General features: G+C 60.2%; 13 protein-coding genes. 12 read left to right on the forward strand and 1 reads right to left on the reverse strand.

Annotation, left to right across the window (positions count from 1 at the left end):
- Positions 1-41: 41 nt before the first annotated feature.
- From ACM6IR_RS00915 to hemE, 11 genes are all read left to right on the forward strand, one after another.
- Positions 42-1,106 (forward strand): pilus assembly protein PilM, encoded by a 1,065-nt coding sequence (locus ACM6IR_RS00915; RefSeq protein ID WP_414905950.1) that lies wholly within the window; start codon positions 42-44, stop codon positions 1,104-1,106.
- Complete coding sequence (locus ACM6IR_RS00920; RefSeq protein ID WP_414905951.1) at positions 1,106-1,672, forward strand: PilN domain-containing protein; 567 nt, start codon at positions 1,106-1,108, stop codon at positions 1,670-1,672. Before ACM6IR_RS00915 ends, ACM6IR_RS00920 begins: the two co-directional genes overlap by 1 nt.
- A complete protein-coding gene (pilO, locus tag ACM6IR_RS00925; protein WP_414905952.1) occupies positions 1,669-2,292 on the forward strand; it encodes a type 4a pilus biogenesis protein PilO in 624 nt (207 codons plus the stop codon). Before ACM6IR_RS00920 ends, pilO begins: the two co-directional genes overlap by 4 nt.
- Positions 2,289-2,816 (forward strand): pilus assembly protein PilP, encoded by a 528-nt coding sequence (locus ACM6IR_RS00930; protein ID WP_414905953.1) that lies wholly within the window; start codon positions 2,289-2,291, stop codon positions 2,814-2,816. The genes pilO and ACM6IR_RS00930 overlap by 4 nt, the downstream gene beginning before the upstream one ends.
- A gap of 13 nt (positions 2,817-2,829) precedes the next feature.
- On the forward strand, positions 2,830-4,917 hold the full coding sequence (gene pilQ, locus ACM6IR_RS00935; RefSeq protein ID WP_414905954.1) for a type IV pilus secretin PilQ: 2,088 nt from the start codon (positions 2,830-2,832) through the stop codon (positions 4,915-4,917).
- 4 nt (positions 4,918-4,921) lie between these two features.
- Entirely contained in the window at positions 4,922-5,440 is a 519-nt protein-coding gene (gene aroK, locus ACM6IR_RS00940; RefSeq protein ID WP_414905955.1) for a shikimate kinase AroK, read from the forward strand.
- A gap of 151 nt (positions 5,441-5,591) precedes the next feature.
- The gene (aroB, locus tag ACM6IR_RS00945; protein ID WP_414905956.1) at positions 5,592-6,692 is read left to right on the forward strand and encodes a 3-dehydroquinate synthase; all 1,101 of its coding nucleotides are present in this window, start codon (positions 5,592-5,594) and stop codon (positions 6,690-6,692) included.
- Positions 6,693-6,702: 10 nt separating this feature from the next.
- Positions 6,703-8,298, forward strand: coding sequence for an AAA family ATPase (locus ACM6IR_RS00950; RefSeq protein ID WP_414905957.1), 1,596 nt, complete (start codon positions 6,703-6,705; stop codon positions 8,296-8,298).
- A 351-nt stretch (positions 8,299-8,649) separates the two neighbouring features.
- Positions 8,650-13,095: a glutamate synthase large subunit gene (gltB, locus tag ACM6IR_RS00955; protein WP_414905958.1), complete on the forward strand. Its 4,446-nt coding sequence runs from the start codon at positions 8,650-8,652 to the stop codon at positions 13,093-13,095.
- 33 nt (positions 13,096-13,128) lie between these two features.
- Positions 13,129-14,547: an FAD-dependent oxidoreductase gene (locus ACM6IR_RS00960; protein ID WP_414905959.1), complete on the forward strand. Its 1,419-nt coding sequence runs from the start codon at positions 13,129-13,131 to the stop codon at positions 14,545-14,547.
- Between the two features lie 227 nt (positions 14,548-14,774).
- Positions 14,775-15,842: a uroporphyrinogen decarboxylase gene (hemE, locus tag ACM6IR_RS00965; RefSeq protein WP_414905960.1), complete on the forward strand. Its 1,068-nt coding sequence runs from the start codon at positions 14,775-14,777 to the stop codon at positions 15,840-15,842.
- Positions 15,843-15,982: 140 nt separating this feature from the next.
- Here hemE and ACM6IR_RS00970 read toward each other — a convergent pair whose 3' ends face one another.
- The gene (locus ACM6IR_RS00970; RefSeq protein ID WP_414906026.1) at positions 15,983-17,209 is read right to left on the reverse strand and encodes an MFS transporter; all 1,227 of its coding nucleotides are present in this window, start codon (positions 17,207-17,209) and stop codon (positions 15,983-15,985) included.
- Between the two features lie 166 nt (positions 17,210-17,375).
- Here ACM6IR_RS00970 and ACM6IR_RS00975 point away from each other — a divergent pair, with 166 nt between their 5' ends.
- On the forward strand, positions 17,376-18,278 hold the full coding sequence (locus ACM6IR_RS00975) for a LysR family transcriptional regulator (protein ID WP_123366931.1): 903 nt from the start codon (positions 17,376-17,378) through the stop codon (positions 18,276-18,278).
- The last annotated feature ends 32 nt before the right edge of the window (positions 18,279-18,310 follow it).

An 18,310-nucleotide genomic window follows, 5' to 3' on the forward strand; every position in this document is an offset into this window, starting at 1 on the left:
TAGAGAGTCCGTAACTTACGGATAGTCATAGGGAATTGGTAGTGCTAGGACTCTTCAATAAAAAGCTCAATACGCTTCTGGGGATCGACATCAGCTCCACGTCGGTGAAGCTTCTGGAGTTAAGTCGCCAGGGCGACCGTTACAGGGTCGAGGCCTACGCGGTTGAGCCTCTGCCCGCCAGCGCTGTCATCGAGAAAAACATTGCCGAGCTCGAAGGTGTGGGGCAGGCACTCGCGCGCGTGCTGATAAAGGCCAAAACCCATCTCAAGAACGTCGCCGTGGCCGTTGCCGGTTCGGCGGTAATCACCAAGACCATCGAGATGGATGCCGGACTTTCCGACGAAGAGATGGAAAACCAGCTGAAGATCGAGGCCGATCAATACATCCCTTATCCCTTGGACGAAGTCGCCATCGACTTCGAAGTCCAGGGGGCCTCGGCGCGCAATCCCGAGCGCGTCAATGTGCTGCTGGCGGCCTGTCGCAAAGAAAACGTCGAGGTCCGTGAGGCCGCCCTGGCCCTGGCCGGCCTGACGGCTCGCGTGGTCGACGTCGAGGCCTACGCGCTGGAGCGTTCGTTCGGGTTGCTGGCGACCCGGCTGGCGTCTTCTCAGGAGCGATTGACGGTGGCGGTGGTCGATATCGGCGCGACCATGACCACCCTGAGCGTGTTGTACAACGGGAAGATCATCTACACCCGTGAACAATTGTTCGGTGGTCGCCAACTGACGGAGGACATACAGCGTCGCTATGGCCTGACCCTTGAGCAGGCTGGGCTTGCGAAGAAGCAGGGCGGTTTGCCGGACGATTACGAAAGCGATGTGTTGCAGCCGTTTCGCGATGCGCTGGTGCAACAGGTGTCGCGTTCCTTGCAGTTTTTCTTCGCCTCCGGTCAGTACCATTCGGTCGATCACATCCTGTTGGCGGGCGGTACCGCTTCGATCCCGGGGCTGGACCGGTTGATCGAACAGCGACTGGACACGCCGACGCAGGTGGCCAATCCCTTCACCGACATGACCCTGAGTAGCAAAGTCAACGCTGGCGCCCTGGCCAGTGACGCGCCGGCACTGATGATTGCCTGCGGACTGGCTCTCAGGAGTTTCGACTGATGGCGCGGATCAACCTTTTACCCTGGCGCGAAGAGCGGCGAGAAAAACACCGAAAGCGTTTTCTACTGACGCTGGTCGGTGTGTTGGTGGGGTCAGCAGGCTCGGTGTTGATGGCTAACCAGGCCATAAACAGTGCGATTGACCGACAAGCGGCCCGCAACAATTACATGGGCCAGCAGATTGCCGTGGTCGACGAGCGGATCAAGCAGATCAGCGACCTGAAAGCCCGTCGCCAGCAACTGGTCGAGCGCATGCGCATCATCCAGGACCTGCAAGGCAATCGCTCGATCAGCGGGCGGATTTTTGATCAATTGGCGCGCACATTGCCCGACGGGGTGTATTTCACCGAGGTGAAAATGGTCGGCAAGGCCTTGTCCATCGCAGGGGCCGCTGAATCCAATAATCGTGTTTCAGACTTGATGCGTAATCTGGATGCATCCGACTGGTTCGACGCGCCCAGCCTCACGGAAGTCAAAGCGACCACGGCAGGCCAGCTGGATCAGGCCAACGTATTTCAGTTGACTGTTCGTCAGACTCAGCCTGCCGCTGTGGAGGTCGGCCAATGAGTCTCTCCACTTGGTTTGAAGCGCTGCGCAAGATCGATATCAACGATCTGGATACCAACAACATCGGCTCCTGGCCACCGTTGATCAAAGCGTTAGCGGGCGTTCTGCTAATGATTCTGGTATTGGCGCTGGGCTACAGCTTTTCCACCAGTGACCTTGAGCGCCAGCTCGACCAAAAGCGCGAGGAAGAGTCGACCCTCAAGGAGCAATTTGCCAACAAAGCGCACATGGCGGCGAATCTGGAGCTGTATACCCAGCAGATGAAGGCGATGGAAAACTCCTTCGGCGTGCTGCTGCGGCAACTGCCCAGTGACACCGAAGTGCCCGGGCTGCTGGAGGACATCACGCGTACGGGGCTGGGCAGTGGCCTGGAGTTCGAAGAGATCAAACTGCTGCCGGAGGTCACCCGGCCGTTCTACATCGAACTGCCGATCCAGATCACCGTCACCGGTGCCTATCACGACTTGGCGACGTTCGTCAGCGGCGTGGCGGGGCTGCCGCGGATCGTTACCCTGCATGACTTCGACATTGCGCCGGCCAGTCCCGACGGTGGTCCGAAGTTGCGCATGAGCATTCTGGCCAAGACCTACCGTTACAACGACAAGGGGCTGCAAAAATGAGCCTGGGTCGTTGTTTTCCCCTGATGGTGTTGTGCGCCTGCCTGGCAGGTTGTGGCGGCGGCAATGACTTCAGTGACCTGGACGCCTACATGAACGAAATGCGTTTGCGTGCGCCCGGCAAGATTGAACCAACGCCGACATTTCGGTCTTACCCAACGTTCAGCTACAACGCCGCCAATCTGCGAAGCCCGTTTTCCCGGCAGGTCAGGGTCGACCTTGCCGGCCGGAAACAAGGCTCGCGCAACGTCAAGCCCGACACCGGTCGGGTCAAGCAGTACCTCGAAGGTTTCAACATCGAGCAGTTTGAAATGGTCGGCACGATCTCCAATGCGACGGGCTCCTTTGCGCTGTTGCGCGGGGCGGGCGGCGTGCATCGGCTGAAAGTTGGCGATTACCTGGGGCGCAATGATGGACGGATCGTCGCCATCAGCGGCTCGCAAGTCGATGTGGTCGAAATCGTTCCCGATGGCGAAGGCGCCTGGCTGGAGCGGCCACGGACCCTACCTTTGAAAGAGCACTCATAGTGGGACTCGAATAATGAACAGGATTTTCTCAGCCTTCGGTATTTCGCTATGGATAGCGATGCTGTCGCCGATGGTACAAGCGGCCACCCTCAAAGCACTGGATGTAGCGGCGCTGCCGGGTGATCGCGTCGAGTTGAAGTTATCGTTTGATGCGCCACCACCTGCGCCTCATGGGTACACGACAGAGCAACCGGCACGGATTGCGCTGGATCTGCCCGGCGTTGTCAGTCAGTTGGCGAGCAAAAATCGTGACCTTGGCGGTGGCAACGCGCGCAGTGCGACCGTTGTCGAAGCCAAGGACCGTACGCGGCTGATCATCAACCTGACCCAATTGGCCCCCTATAACACGCGGGTCGAAGGTAACAACCTGATCGTGGTGGTCGGGCAGGGGGCCAATAACGCGGGGTCCAAACCCGCCGCCAGTGAGCCGCGTGCAGCCAGTCCCAAACCCGCGCCAGCGAAAACGTATGCGCCGGTGGGCAAGGCGATCCGTGGCGTGGATTTCCAGCGCGGCACTCAGGGTGAAGGCAATGTGGTCATTGATCTGTCGGACCCCTCCATCGCCCCGGACATTCAGGAGCACGACGGTAAAATAATCCTCGGTTTCGCCAAGACTCAATTGCCCGAGCCGCTGCGTGTGCGCCTGGACGTCAAGGATTTCGCGACGCCAGTGCAGTTCATAAACGCCAGTGCCACGGGTGACCGGGCCACGATCAGCATTGAGCCCAGCGGTGCCTTCGATTATTCGACCTACCAGACTGATAACAAACTGACCGTCAGCATCCGTCCGATGACCGTCGACGACCTGCACAAGCGCAATGCCGAACGTGTCGCCTATAGCGGTGAAAAGCTTTCGCTGAATTTCCAGGACATCGATGTGCGTTCGGTGCTTCAACTGATCGCCGATTTCACCAATCTCAATCTGGTGGCCAGCGACACGGTTCAGGGAGGCATTACCCTGCGCTTGCAAAACGTACCCTGGGATCAGGCGCTGGACCTGGTGCTGAAAACCAAGGGATTGGACAAGCGCAAAATCGGTAACGTGTTGTTGGTGGCGCCGGCCGATGAAATCGCGGCTCGCGAGCGCCAGGAGCTGGAGTCGCAAAAACAGATCGCCGAACTTGCGCCGCTGCGTCGCGAGCTGTTGCAGGTGAATTACGCCAAGGCTACCGATATCGCCAAACTGTTCACTTCGGTGACCAGTGCCGAGGCAAAAATCGATGAGCGGGGCTCGATCACCGTTGATGACCGGACCAACAACATCATTGCCTATCAAACACAGGACCGGCTTGACGAGCTTCGCCGCATCGTTGCGCAACTGGATATCCCGGTGCGTCAGGTCATGATCGAGGCGCGCATCGTCGAAGCCAACGTCGACTATGACAAAAGCCTCGGCGTGCGCTGGGGCGGATCTGTCCAGAACAAGGGTAACTGGAACACCTCGGGCGTCAGCAACGGTGTCAATGCATCGTCGACCATCGGCACGCCGGGCAGCACCAGCACCAACTCGCCATTCGTCGATATGGGGACTGTCGGCAATACGTCGGGGCTCGGCATCGCCTTCATCACCGACAACGTGTTGCTCGACCTGGAGCTGACGGCGATGGAGAAAACCGGCAACGGTGAAATCGTCTCGCAACCTAAAGTGGTCACGTCCGACAAGGAGACCGCGAAAATCCTCAAGGGCACCGAAATTCCCTACCAGGAAGCCAGTTCCAGCGGCGCTACCTCGGTGTCGTTCAAGGAGGCCTCGCTGTCTCTGGAAGTGACGCCGCAGATCACCCCGGACAACCGGATTATCATGGAGGTCAAGGTCACCAAGGACGAGCCGGACTACCTGAACAAGGTGCAGGATGTGCCGCCGATCAAGAAAAACGAGGTCAACGCCAAGGTCCTGGTCAATGACGGCGAGACCATCGTGATTGGCGGAGTTTTTTCAAATACTCAGAGCAAGGTTGTAGATAAGGTGCCATTTCTTGGCGATGTGCCGTATCTTGGCCGCCTTTTCCGGCGTGACGTGGTTTCGGAGAAAAAATCCGAGCTGTTGGTGTTTCTCACTCCGCGTATCATGAATAACCAGGCGATTGCTGTGAGTCGTTGATTCTGTGCGAAATTTGATTCTTGTAGGACCGATGGGGGCTGGTAAAAGCACCATCGGCCGATTGCTGGCCAAAGAGCTGCGCCTGCCATTCAAAGATTCCGATAAGGAAATTGAATTGCGCACGGGCGCCAATATCCCATGGATCTTCGATAAGGAAGGCGAACCGGGCTTTCGTGATCGCGAGCAGGCAATGATTGCCGAGCTGTGCGAATGCGATGGCGTGGTATTGGCGACCGGCGGCGGGGCGGTCATGCGCGAAGCCAATCGTCGGGCGCTGCACGCCGGTGGTCGGGTGGTTTACCTGCACGCCTCTGTCGAGCAGCAGGTCGGTCGCACCGCCCGTGACCGCAACCGCCCCTTGTTGCGTACCGCCGACCCGGCCAAGACCCTGCGGGATCTGCTGGCGATCCGCGATCCGCTGTATCGGGAAATCGCCGACCTGGTGGTGGAAACCGATGAGCGGCCACCGCGAATGGTGGTGCTCGATATCCTGGAACGGTTGCAGCAGCTGCCTCCCCGTTAATGCGCAGCGCGAAATGCGCTATCCTCGGCGTGCCGTCATGGCCGCTCAAGGTTGTGGCGGATGGCTACCGAGCGGCGTCACAACAGCAGACGCCGGGGACATTCGATAACTCAAGGCAGGACGCCTGATTCCATCTTCACAGTGGGGACACATGCAGACACTCAAGGTCGATTTAGGCGAGCGCAGCTACCCGATTCATATTGGCGAAGGATTGTTGGATCAGCCTGAGCTGCTGGCCCCGCATATACGCGGACGGCAAGTGGCGATCATCTCCAACGAAACCGTTGCGCCGCTCTATCTCGAACGTCTGACTCGCAGCCTCGCGCAGTTTTCGGTGGTCTCCGTCATCCTGCCCGACGGCGAAGCCTTCAAGACCTGGGAAACGCTGCAACTGATTTTCGACGGCCTGCTGACCGCCAGGCACGACCGCCGCACGACGGTGATCGCCCTCGGTGGCGGCGTCATTGGTGACATGGCCGGTTTTGCTGCGGCCTGCTATCAGCGCGGTGTCGATTTCATTCAGATCCCGACCACACTGCTGTCGCAAGTCGACTCCTCGGTGGGTGGCAAGACCGGTATCAACCACCCGCTGGGCAAGAACATGGTCGGCGCGTTCTATCAGCCGAACGTGGTGCTGATCGATACCGCCTCCCTCAATACCCTGCCGGCCCGCGAACTGTCCGCCGGGCTCGCTGAAGTCATCAAATACGGGTTGATCTGCGATGAGCCGTTCCTGACCTGGCTCGAAGAGAACGTCGATCGCCTGCGTGCTCTGGATCAGGTTGCCCTGACGTACGCCATTGAACGCTCTTGCGCCGCCAAGGCTGCGGTGGTCGGTGCAGACGAGCGTGAAACCGGTGTTCGCGCCACGCTTAACCTGGGTCATACCTTCGGCCACGCCATCGAAACCCATATGGGCTATGGTGTCTGGCTTCATGGAGAAGCGGTCGCTGCTGGCACTGTAATGGCTTTGGAAATGTCCGCACGCCTGGGCTGGATCAGCGAGCAAGAACGCGATCGCGGTATTCGCCTGTTCCAGCGCGCCGGCCTGCCGGTCATCCCGCCTGAAGAGATGACTGAAGCCGATTTTCTCGAACACATGGCGATTGACAAGAAAGTGATCGACGGTCGTTTGCGCCTGGTGCTGCTGCGCCGCATGGGCGAAGCAGTGGTGACCGACGATTATCCGAAAGAGGTTCTACAGGCCACGCTGGGAGCGGATTACCGCGCCCTGGCTCAGCTTAAAGGTTAATAAGATCCCGATGACTAGTTTGCATGCCGACGAGGCTTTCCTCGGCCATTACCAATTGAGTCACGACCCTTTTGCTCCACGGGTGCCTGGCTTCAAATTCTTCCCGGCCCAGCGCAAACCGGTGCTGGGGCAACTGCATCATCTGGCACGCTACAGCCAGTTGCTGCTGGTGGTCACTGGCCCTGAGGGCAGCGGTAAAACCCTGCTGCGCCAGGCCCTGGTGGCCAGTACCAACAAGCAATCGGTTCAGAGCGTCGTGGTTTCCGCGCGGGGTGCCGGCGATGCGTCGGGCCTGCTGCGTCAGATAGCCCAGGCGCTGAACGTCGCCCAAGCCGACATCGGCGCGATTCTGGCTCAGGTGGTGCAACTCGCGCTGACCGGTCAGGAAGTTTATTTGCTGGTGGATGACGCCGAGCAGCTTGACGAGTCCGCGCTTGAAGCCTTGATGGCTCTGGCGGCCGGCGCGCCGGAAGGTCGCCCGCACGTGTTCCTGTTCGGCGAGTCCTCGCTGATCACTCAGCTCGAGGCGCTCAGCCTCGAGGAAGAGCGTTTCCACGTCATCGAGTTACAGCCCTACACCGAAGAAGAAACCCGCGAATATCTGGACCAGCGACTCGAAGGCGCCGGTCGGGGTATCGAACTTTTCACCGCAGATCAGATCTCTGATATTCACGAAAGCTCCGACGGTTGGCCTGGCACCATCAACCAGGTTGCCCGCGATGCGATGATCGAAGCCATGATAGCCAGCCGCTCAGCGGTGAAGCGTCCAAGTATGGGGTTCAAGATGCCGAAGAAACACGTATTGGCGATTTCCGCCGTCGTCGTGGTCGCGGTAGCTGCCGCCTGGTTGATGCCAGGTCGCAGCAAAGCACCGACCACCGGCGCACCTGCGAATGAGCAGGCGCAGTTACCGCTCGGCCAGGGCACACCAAAACCTAACAGCGGTGGTGCGCCATCCGTTGAGTTCGCCGGTAACACGCAGCCGATGCCGTTGCCGCTGGTCGGCAACTCGCAGCCGGTCATGCGCAAGCCTTTGGCCGAAGCTGCCGGTGGCATCACTGAAGGTGATGACGGTGTGCCGGTCGAGGGGGCCAGCGCCAAACCGCCGACCGTAACCACGACTGCGCCGCCTGCCGGCATCCAGCCGGGTCCGGCACCGACTCCAGCCGCCAAACCGACGCCAGCGCCGACTCAGGTCGCGACGGCCAAGCCAGTTCCGGCTGCGCCTGCCGTGAAGCCCGCTCCAGCGCCAGCCAAGCCTGCCGCCGCTGTTGCTGCCAAACCTGTCGAGAAGCCAGTGGCCGTGGCCAAAGCCGCCGGTGGCACTTGGTACGCAGCGCAATCGCCAGGCAATTACGTGGTGCAGATCCTCGGCACCAGCTCCGAAACTACTGCGCAAAACTTTGTGAAAGAGCAGGGCGGCGAGTACCGTTATTTCAAGAAAGTGCTTAACGGCAAGCCGCTCTACGTCATCACCTACGGTAGCTTCGCCAATCGCGATGCAGCCGTTACCGCCATCAAGGCCTTGCCAGCGAAGGTTCAGGCTGGTAAACCTTGGCCTCGCACTGTCGCCAGCGTCCAACAGGAACTGGCTACAACTCGCTGAAGATTCGGCGGCCTTACCCAGGCCGCCTCTCCCGGCACCTCAAAACTTCTGCAAGCGCATGCCGTCTCTACAGACCGCGTGCCTTGTGGTGTCTGCGTCACAGTAGTCTTTGAGTCGTTGCGGTCAAAATTAAAAAAAGTTTTGACTAGCACAGCATATCCCTTTAAACCTTTCACAAATGCGACATAGATTTGCGACAGATCGTCGTCAAATTTGTGAGCCTCTGTGTCGGTGTGTACAATGACCTCCCTTTTGCCCCCGCAAAGCCGGCGCACGTCTGGCGCGGATGGTAAGTGGTTGAATTGAAAAGAAATTTGCCTCGGTAAGAGGCAGCCTGGTGAGAAAGTGTCTATGAAAGCAGGTCTGTACCAACCAGATGAATTCAAGGATAACTGCGGTTTCGGCCTGATAGCCCACATGCAGGGCGAGCCCAGTCATACCCTTTTGCAAACGGCCATCGAGGCCCTGACCTGCATGACCCACCGCGGTGGGATCAACGCCGACGGCAAGACCGGTGACGGTTGCGGTCTGCTGATTCAGAAGCCGGATGTGTTCCTGCGAGCGATTGCCCAGGAAACCTTCGGCGTCGAAATGCCCAAGCAATATGCGGTGGGCATGGTCTTCTTCAACCAGGACCCGGTCAAAGCCGAGGCCGCTCGCGAGAACATGAACCGCGAGATCCTGGCCGCTGGCCTGCAGCTGATCGGCTGGCGCAAAGTGCCCATCGACACCAGCGTCCTCGGCCGCCTGGCCCTTGAGCGCCTGCCACAGATCGAACAGGTGTTCATCGGTGGTGCCGGCCTGAGCGATCAGGACATGGCCGTCAAGCTGTTCACCTCCCGTCGTCGCTCGTCCGTGGCCAACGCCGCCGACGCCGATCACTACGTCTGCAGCTTTTCCCACAAGACCATCATTTATAAAGGCCTGATGATGCCGGCGGATTTGACCGCCTTCTATCCAGACCTCAGCGACCAGCGCCTGCAAACCTCGATTTGCGTGTTCCACCAGCGCTTCTCCACCAACACCCTGCCGAAATGGCCACTGGCTCAACCGTTCCGCTTCCTGGCGCACAACGGCGAGATCAACACCATCACCGGCAACCGCAACTGGGCCGTGGCCCGTCGCACCAAGTTCACCAACGATCTGATGGACCTGGAAGAACTTGGCCCGCTGGTCAACCGTGTCGGTTCCGACTCCTCCAGCATGGATAACATGCTCGAGCTGATGGTTACCGGTGGCATCGACCTGTTCCGTGGCGTGCGGATGATCATTCCGCCAGCGTGGCAGAACGTCGAAACCATGGACCCGGACCTGCGGGCGTTCTATGAATACAACTCGATGCACATGGAACCGTGGGACGGCCCGGCCGGCGTGGTCATGACCGACGGTCGTTACGCGGTGTGCCTGCTCGACCGTAACGGTCTGCGTCCGGCGCGTTGGGTCACTACCAAGAACGGTTTCATCACCCTGGCCTCGGAAATCGGTGTCTGGAACTACCAGCCTGAAGACGTGATCGCCAAGGGCCGCGTTGGCCCGGGCCAGATCTTTGCCGTGGACACCGAAACCGGCCAGATCCTCGACACCGACGCCATCGACAACCGCTTGAAGTCTCGTCATCCGTACAAGCAATGGCTGCGCAAGAATGCCCTGCGCATCCAGGCGACCATGGAAGACAACGACCACGGTTCGGCGTTCTACGACGTCGATCAGCTCAAGCAATACATGAAGATGTACCAGGTCACTTTCGAAGAACGTGATCAGGTGCTGCGTCCGCTCGGCGAGCAAGGCTACGAAGCGGTTGGCTCGATGGGCGACGATACGCCGATGGCCGTGCTGTCCCAACGCGTGCGCACGCCGTACGACTATTTCCGCCAGCAGTTCGCGCAGGTCACCAACCCGCCGATCGACCCGCTGCGTGAAGCCATCGTCATGTCGCTGGAGATCTGCCTCGGTGCCGAGCGCAACATCTTCCAGGAGTCGCCGGAACACGCCTCGCGCGTGATCCTCAGCTCGCCGGTCATTTCTCCGGCCAAGTGGCGCTCGCTGATGAACCTCGATCGTCCGGGCTTCGAACGCGCGATCATCGATCTGAACTACGACGAAAGCGTCGGCCTCGAAGCGGCGATCCGCAACGTGGCCGATCAGGCTGAAGAAGCCGTGCGCAGCGGTCGTACCCAGGTCGTGCTGAGTGACCGTCACATTGCTCCGGGCAAATTGCCGATCCACGCTTCGCTCGCCACCGGTGCGGTGCACCACCGCCTGACCGAAAAAGGCCTGCGTTGCGACTCCAACATTCTCGTTGAAACCGCGACGGCCCGTGATCCGCACCACTTCGCGGTGTTGATCGGTTTCGGCGCCTCGGCGGTCTATCCGTTCCTGGCCTACGAAGTGCTGGGCGACCTGATCCGTACCGGTGAAGTGCTGGGCGACCTCTATGAGGTGTTCAAGAACTACCGCAAAGGCATCACCAAAGGTCTGCTGAAGATCCTGTCGAAGATGGGCATCTCGACCATTACGTCGTACCGCGGTGCGCAGTTGTTCGAAGCCATCGGCCTGTCCGAAGAAGTCTGCGAGCTGAGCTTCCGTGGCGTGCCAAGCCGCATCAAGGGTGCGCGTTTCGTCGACATCGAAGCCGAGCAGAAAGCCCTGGCGGCCGAAGCCTGGAGTCCGCGCAAGCCGATCCAGCAAGGCGGTCTGCTGAAGTTCGTCCACGGTGGCGAATACCACGCGTACAACCCGGACGTGGTCAGCACCTTGCAAGCCGCTGTGCAGCAGGGCGACTACAGCAAGTTCAAGGAATACACGTCGCTGGTGGACAACCGTCCGGTGTCGATGATCCGCGACTTGTTCAAGGTCAAGACCCTGGACACGCCGCTGGACATCAGCGAGATCGAACCGCTGGAATCGGTGCTCAAGCGCTTCGACTCCGCCGGCATCTCCCTCGGTGCGCTGTCGCCGGAAGCCCACGAAGCCCTGGCCGAAGCCATGAACCGCCTCGGCGCGCGTTCCAACTCCGGCGAAGGCGGCGAAGACCCGGCGCGCTACGGCACCATCAAGAGCTCGAAAATCAAGCAAGTCGCGACGGGTCGTTTCGGTGTCACCCCCGAATACCTGGTCAACGCTGAAGTGCTGCAGATCAAAGTCGCTCAGGGCGCCAAGCCCGGCGAAGGTGGCCAGCTGCCTGGCGGCAAGGTCAACGGTCTGATCGCCAAGCTGCGTTACGCGGTACCGGGCGTGACCCTGATTTCGCCGCCGCCGCACCACGACATCTACTCGATTGAAGACTTGTCGCAGCTGATTTTCGACCTGAAACAAGTCAATCCGAAGGCGCTGGTCTCGGTGAAACTGGTCGCAGAAGCAGGCGTCGGCACCATCGCTGCCGGTGTGGCCAAGGCCTATGCGGACTTGATCACCATTTCCGGTTACGACGGCGGCACCGGCGCATCGCCGCTGACGTCGATCAAATACGCGGGCGCCCCGTGGGAACTCGGCCTGGCCGAAACCCACCAGACCCTGCGCGGCAACGACCTGCGCGGTAAAGTCCGGGTGCAGACCGACGGCGGCCTGAAAACCGGCCTCGACGTGATCAAGGCGGCGATCCTCGGCGCTGAAAGCTTCGGCTTCGGCACCGCGCCAATGATCGCGCTGGGCTGCAAATACCTGCGTATCTGCCACCTGAACAACTGCGCCACCGGCGTTGCGACTCAGAACGAGAAGCTGCGTAAGGATCACTACATCGGGACCGTCGACATGGTGGTGAATTTCTTCACCTACGTCGCCGAAGAAACCCGTGAGTGGCTGGCCAGGCTGGGCGTGCGCTCTCTCGAAGAGCTGATCGGTCGTACCGATCTGCTGGAGATCCTGGAGGGCCAGACCGCCAAGCAGAATCACCTCGACCTGACGCCATTGCTGGGCAGCGATCATATCCCGGCAGACAAGCCTCAATTCTGCCAGGTAGACCGCAACCCGCCGTTCGACAAAGGCCTGTTGGCCGAGAAAATGGTCGACATGGCCACGTCGGCCATCAACGACATGAGCGGCGCCGATTTCGCCCTGGATATCTGCAACTGCGACCGTTCCATCGGTGCGCGGATCTCCGGTGAAATCGCTCGCAAGCACGGTAACCAAGGCATGGCGAACGCGCCGATCACCTTCCGCTTCAAAGGGACGGCCGGTCAGAGCTTCGGTGTGTGGAACGCCGGCGGCCTGAACATGTACCTGGAAGGCGACGCTAACGACTACGTCGGCAAAGGCATGACCGGTGGCAAACTGGTCATCGTTCCGCCGAAGGGCAGCGCCTACAAGACCCAGGACAGTGCCATCATCGGTAACACCTGCCTTTACGGCGCCACGGGCGGCAAGCTGTTCGCCGCCGGTACCGCGGGCGAGCGTTTTGCGGTGCGTAACTCCGGTGCTCACACCGTGGTGGAAGGCACTGGCGATCACTGCTGCGAATACATGACGGGTGGTTTTGTCTGCGTGTTGGGCAAGACCGGTTACAACTTCGGCTCAGGCATGACCGGTGGTTTCGCCTATGTGCTCGACCAGGACAACACCTTCGTTGACCGGGTCAACCACGAACTGGTGGAGATCCAGCGGATCAGCGGCGAAGCGATGGAAGCCTATCGCAGCCACCTGCAACGCGTGCTGAATGAATACGTCGAGGAAACCGACAGCGAATGGGGTCGTAACCTCGCTGAAAACCTCGACGACTACCTACGTCGTTTCTGGCTGGTCAAGCCTAAGGCTGCCAACCTGAAATCGTTGCTTTCCAGCACCCGTGCCAACCCGCAGTGATATGCGCCTGAAGAGTTTGATGAGGTTTTAACAATGGCTGAACGTCTGAATAACGACTTCCAGTTCATCGATGTCGGGCGCAAGGATCCGAAGAAGAAACTGTTGCGTCAACGCAAGAAAGAGTTCGTGGAGATCTACGAACCCTTCAAACCCCAGCATTCGGCCGATCAGGCCCACCGCTGCCTGGGTTGCGGTAACCCGTATTGCGAATGGAAGTGCCCGGTGCACAACTTCATTCCGAACTGGCTGAAGCTGGTGGCCGAGGGCAACATCCTCCAGGCTGCCGAGCTGTCGCACCAGACCAATACCCTGCCGGAAGTCTGCGGCCGGGTGTGCCCGCAGGATCGTCTGTGCGAGGGTGCCTGCACCCTCAACGACGGTTTCGGCGCGGTGACCATCGGTTCGGTCGAGAAGTACATCACCGACACCGCGTTCGCCATGGGCTGGCGCCCGGACATGTCCAAGGTCAAACCGACCGGCAAGCGTGTCGCGGTGATCGGTGCGGGCCCTGCCGGCCTGGGCTGTGCCGACGTGCTGGTACGCGGCGGCGTGACCCCGGTGGTGTTCGACAAGAACCCGGAAATCGGCGGTCTGCTGACCTTCGGCATCCCTGAGTTCAAGCTGGAAAAGACCGTGCTGAGCAATCGTCGCGAAGTCTTCACCGGCATGGGCATCGAGTTCCGCCTGAACACCGAAGTGGGCAAGGACGTGACCGTCGAGCAACTGCTCGAAGAATACGATGCCGTGTTCATGGGCATGGGCACCTACACCTACATGAAGGGCGGCTTTGCCGGCGAGGACCTGCCAGGCGTGCATGACGCGCTCGACTTCCTGATCGCCAACGTCAACCGCAACCTGGGCTTTGAAAAGTCGCCGGAAGATTTCGTCGACATGAAAGGCAAGAAGGTGGTGGTGCTGGGCGGTGGCGACACGGCGATGGACTGCAACCGTACTTCGATTCGCCAGGGCGCCAAATCGGTGACCTGTGCTTATCGTCGTGACGAAGAGAACATGCCGGGCTCGCGCAAAGAGGTGAAGAACGCCAAGGAAGAAGGCGTGAAATTCCTCTACAATCGCCAGCCGATCGCCATCGTCGGTGAAGACCGCGTCGAAGGCGTGAAAGTGGTCGAGACCCGTCTCGGCGAACCGGATGCCCGTGGCCGTCGCAGTCCTGAGCCGATTCCGGGTTCCGAAGAGATCATCCCGGCCGATGCCGTGGTCATCGCTTTCGGTTTCCGCCCAAGCCCGGCGCCGTGGTTCGAACAGTTCAGCATCCAGACCGACAGCCAGGGCCGCGTTGTGGCCCCGGAACAAGGCAAGTACAAGCACCAGACCAGCAACCCGAAAATCTTCGCCGGTGGCGACATGGTTCGCGGTTCTGATCTGGTGGTTACGGCAATCTTCGAAGGCCGCAACGCCGCCGAAGGGATCCTGGATTACCTGGGCGTGTAAATTTGCTGGATCGGCGTCGCTCCATTCGCGGGCAAGCCACGCTCCTACAGGGATCGCGTAAACCCTGTAGGAGCGAGGCTTGCCCGCGAAGAAGCCCGTCGCATCAACGCAAATCCAGCCGATGAAACCCGCGACAAATTGACCCGATAGACAAAAGGCGCGGCTCTTGCCGTGCCTTTTGCGTCGCGCTCTGAGAAAATGCCCGCACTTTTTTTCCGGATGCCGACATGACTGCCCTGAAGAACGACCGTTTCCTTCGCGCCCTGCTCAAGCAACCCGTAGACGTCACCCCTGTGTGGATGATGCGTCAGGCCGGTCGCTACCTGCCTGAATACCGCGCCAGCCGTGCCAAGGCCGGTGACTTCATGAGCCTGTGCATGAACCCGGCGTTCGCGTGCGAAGTCACGATGCAACCGCTCGACCGCTACCCGCAGCTGGACGCGGCGATCCTGTTCTCCGACATCCTCACCATCCCCGATGCCATGGGCCAGGGCCTGTACTTCGAAACCGGTGAAGGTCCACGCTTCAAAAAAGTCGTCAGCACGCTGGCCGACATCGAAGCCCTGCCGATTCCTGATCCGCACAAAGACCTCGGCTACGTCATGGACGCGGTCAGCACCATCCGCCGCGAACTGAACGGCCGCGTGCCGCTGATCGGCTTTGCCGGCAGCCCATGGACCCTGGCCACTTACATGGTCGAAGGCGGCTCGTCGAAAGACTACCGCAAGACCAAAACCATGCTCTACGACAACCCGCAAGCCTTGCACCTGCTGCTGGACAAGCTCGCGCAGTCGGTCACCAGCTACCTCAATGGCCAGATCATGGCCGGCGCACAAGCGGTGCAGATCTTCGACAGTTGGGGCGGCAGCCTCTCGGCGGCGGCGTACCAGGAGTTCTCCTTGGCCTACATGCGCAAAATCGTCAGCGGCCTGATCCGCGAACACGAAGGTCGCAAAGTGCCGGTGATCCTGTTCACCAAGAACGGCGGCCTCTGGCTGGAAAGCATCGCCGATGCTGGCGCTGATGCACTGGGCCTGGACTGGACCTGCGACATCGGTAGCGCCCGTGATCGCGTCGGTAGCAAAGTCGCACTGCAAGGCAACATGGACCCGACCGTGCTCTACGCCAAGCCGGAAGCCATTCGCGCCGAAGTCGGGCGGATCCTCGCCAGCTACGGCAAAGGCAGCGGCCACGTATTCAACCTCGGCCATGGCATCACGCCGGAAGTTGATCCGGAGCACGCAGGCGCTTTCCTGCGCGCAGTGCATGAGTTGTCGGCGCAGTATCACGAGTGATGTGACGGACTAACTGACACTCTGCTTTTCTGTGGGAGCGAGCTTGCTCGCGATGGTCGTTAACGATAACGCGTGTTTGCTGGCGAAACGCGGCGCTCTTGAGACCATCGCGAGCAAGCTCGCTCCTACAGGGGAAATCGTCAGGCCTTTACACCGCCAAGCGGCGGCAACTTCGCCAGCTTCAACGCCACCAGCAGCGCAATCACCAGCAACGCACCGATAAACAACCCAATTCCGTTCCACCCACCCAAGTGCCAGAACACCCCGCCCGCCGTCCCTGCGATACTCGACCCGGCGTAGTAGCTGAACAAGTACAGCGACGACGCCTGACCCTTGGCCTTGATCGCGCGGCGGCCGATCCAGCTGCTGGCCACCGAATGCGCAGCGAAGAAGCCAAAGGTGAAGATCAGCATGCCGATAATCACCACCGGCAGCGGTGTGAACATGGTCAGCGCGAGGCCGGCGATCATCAGCACGATGGTGCCCCAGAGCACTTTGCGGCGTCCGAGTTTGTCGGCCAGCGCGCCGATTTTTGCCGAGCTGTAGATGCCCGACAGGTACACCACCGACAGCAGGCCGACGAAGGCCTGGTCCATGTGGTACGGCTCGGCCAGCAGGCGATAGCCGATGTAGTTGAACAGCGTGACAAACGCGCCCATCAGCACGAAGGCTTCGAGAAACAGCAGCGGCAAGCCCGCGTCGCGAAAGTGCATGGTGAAGCCGTCGAGCAGGCTGCGCGGGTGCAGCGAGCGGGCGCGGAAGTTGCGTGATTCGGGAAGAATCTTCCAGAACACTGTCGCCGCAATCAGCGCCAGACCGCCGATGACCAGCATCGCCGTGTGCCAGCTGACGAAGTCGATCAACACGCCAGTGATCAGGCGCCCGCTCATCCCGCCAATCGCGTTGCCGCCGATGTACAAACCCATCGCCAGACCGATGTGCTGCGGGTGGATCTCTTCGCTCAGGTACGTCATGGCGACCGCGGCCAGGCCGCTCAACGACAACCCGATCAGCGCGCGCATCGCCAACACGCCTTGCCAGCTCGGCATCATCGCGCTGGCCATGGTGCACAGGGCGGCGGCGAACAAGGCCGCAACCATCACCGGCTTGCGTCCGACACGGTCGGAGATCGGGCCGGTGATCAGCAGACCAATGGCCAGCATGCCGGTGGCCACTGACAGGATCAGACTGCTCTGCGCCGCGTTGATCGAGTACTCGTAGGACAGCAGCGGCATCATCGGCTGCACACAGTAAAGCAGCGCGAAGGTCGCGAAGCCGCCGGAGAACAGCGCCAGCACCGTGCGCATGAACATCGGCGTGCCTTTTTCGATGTAGATCTCCTTCAACTCACAGACGTGATCATCCACGGCGGCGGGTGGAACTTCATGGGCGAGTGGGGCGACAGCTGTTTTCACTTCAGACCTCGGGAGGCGCAGCCGGACAGGCAATGAAAAAAGCATATAGCTGCCTAATGATTCAATCCAATATATTGTTCGACCTGTTTGAGAGGTTTTGCGACCTAATGGAGTTTTCATGGAATTGCGTCACTTGCGCTACTTCATCGCTGTCGCCGAAGAACTGCATTTTGGCCGCGCGGCTCAAGTGCTGGGCATCTCGCAACCGCCCTTGAGTCAGCAGATTCAGGCGCTGGAGCAGGAGGTCGGCGCACGGCTATTCGAACGTACCAATCGTCGGGTCGAGCTCAGTGAAGCCGGTCGATTGTTTCTGGAAGAGGCGCGGCTGGTGTTGGCGCAGGTCGATAAAGCGGCGGATGTGGCACGGCGGGCGCAGCTCGGCGAATTGGGCGAGCTGAAGATTGGCTTCACCTCGTCGGCGCCGTTCAACTCGACCATTCCCCAGGCGATTTTCTCGTTTCGCCAGCGCTTCCCGGCGGTGCACCTGAACCTGCGAGAAATGAGCAGCACCCAGGTGGCCGATGCACTGGTGGATGAGTCGATTGAAGTCGGGATCATGCGGCCGCTGGGATTGCCCGACTCGCTGAGCGTGGTCGAACTGATGCGTGAGCCGCTGGTGGCCGTCCTCAGCTCCAAACATCCGCTGGTCAAGGACAGTGAAGAGGGATTGTTTCTGTCGGCATTGGCCCTCGAACCATTCGTATTTTTCCCACGCAGCTATGGCAGTGGTCTTTACGCACAATTACTCAGCCTGGCCCGGGATGCCGGCTTCAGCCCACACTTTGCTCAGGAGGCCGGCGAGGCGATGACCATCATCGGCTTGGTGGCAGCGGGATTGGGGGTGTCGGTGCTACCGGCGTCTTATCAGCGGATGCGCATTGATGGCGTGGTCTATCGGCCCCTGCTCGATCCTGAGGCGGTTTCGGCGGTGTGGCTGGTGCAGCGCAAGGATCAGAAATCGCCGATGGCCAAGGCGTTTGTGGAGCTGTTGACGCGTAAGGTCGAGCCGCTGAAAGCGTGACTGCTGCGCAGTCATTCGCGAACCTGCTCGCG

It is taken from the genome of Pseudomonas sp. IT-P253 (assembly GCF_949768125.1).
Lineage (GTDB): Bacteria > Pseudomonadota > Gammaproteobacteria > Pseudomonadales > Pseudomonadaceae > Aquipseudomonas.